This is a genomic window from Micromonospora sp. D75 (genome assembly GCF_018070405.1).
Classification (GTDB): Bacteria; Actinomycetota; Actinomycetes; order Mycobacteriales; family Micromonosporaceae; genus Micromonospora; species Micromonospora chalcea.
Genome location: NZ_JAGPXV010000983.1, coordinates 1 through 1,349, shown reverse-complemented (window position 1 = coordinate 1,349; position 1,349 = coordinate 1). Strand labels below are relative to the sequence as shown.

The window sequence follows — 1,349 nt, the reverse complement described above, 5'->3', positions numbered from 1 at the left end:
AGAGACAGGTGCCGTCCTCGCCGTTGGGCTTCGTGGCGAACTCGACCCGCAGGTCGGGCAGCGACTCCACGTCCGGCAGCAGCCACGGCTCGGAGCCGTTGGCGACGTAGTTGTCCGACAGCAGGATCACCGGCGTGCGGTAGGTCAGCGCGATCCGGGCCGCCTCCAGCGCCGCGTGGAAGCAGTCCGACGGCGACTTCGGCGCGATCACCGCGACCGGCGCCTCGCCGTGCCGGCCGTACAGGGCCATGTTCAGGTCGGCCTGCTCGGTCTTGGTCGGCATGCCGGTGGACGGCCCGGCCCGCTGCACGTCGACGATGACCAGCGGCAGCTCCAGCGCCACCGCGAGGGAGATCGTCTCGCTCTTCAGCGCCACACCGGGACCGCTCGTCGTGGTGACGCCGAGCGAGCCGCCGTACGACGCGCCGAGCGCCGCACCGACCGCGGCGATCTCGTCCTCGGCCTGCATGGTGACCACGCCGAACTTCTTGTGCTTGCTCAGCTCGTGCAGGATGTCCGAGGCCGGCGTGATCGGGTACGCGCCGAGGAACACCGGCAGCCCGGAGCGCACCCCGGCGGCCACCAGGCCCAGCGACAGCGCCGCGTTGCCGGTGATGTTCCGGTAGGTGCCGGGCAGCATCTTGGCCGGCTTGACCTCGTACCGGACGGAGAAGTCCTCGGTGGTCTCGCCGAAGTTCCAGCCGGCCCGGAACGCGGCCACGTTCGCCGCCACCAGCTCGGGGCGGGCCGCGAACTTGCGCTCCAGGAAGCGCAGCGTGGACTCGTACGGGCGGGAGTACATCCAGCTCAGCAGCCCGAGCGCGAACATGTTCTTGGCGCGCTCGGCGTCCTTCTTGGAGACGTCGTGCTCGGCCAGCGCGCCGATCGTCATCGAGGTGAGCGCCACCGGGTGCACCGCGTACCCGTCGAGCGAGTCGTCGTCCAGCGGGCTGGTCGCGTAGCCGACCTTCGCCAGGTTGCGCCGGGTGAACTCGTCGGTGTTGACGATGATGTCCGCCCCGCGCGGCAGGTCGGCCAGGTTGGCCTTGAGCGCGGCCGGGTTCATCGCCACCAGCACGTTCGGCGCGTCACCCGGGGTCAGGATGTCGTAGTCGGCGAAGTGCACCTGGAAGCTGGAGACGCCGGGAAGGGTGCCGGCGGGGGCGCGGATCTCGGCCGGGAAGTTGGGCAACGTGGAGATGTCGTTGCCCAGCTGCGCCGTCTCCGACGTGAACCGGTCGCCGGTGAGCTGCATGCCGTCGCCGGAGTCCCCGGCGAACCGGATGACCACCCGGTCCAGTTGACGGATCTGCTTGGTCACACCCGCACCTCGCTTCGCTGAGCGCCGT

At 70.4% G+C, this 1,349-nt stretch carries 1 protein-coding gene; it reads right to left on the bottom strand.

The window, feature by feature from the left end; translation table 11 throughout:
* Positions 1 to 1,321 (bottom strand): 2-oxoacid:acceptor oxidoreductase subunit alpha (locus KBX39_RS31315; RefSeq protein ID WP_210874014.1); only part of this gene is annotated, 1,321 nt, incomplete at its 3' end.
* Positions 1,322 to 1,349 lie beyond the last annotated feature (28 nt).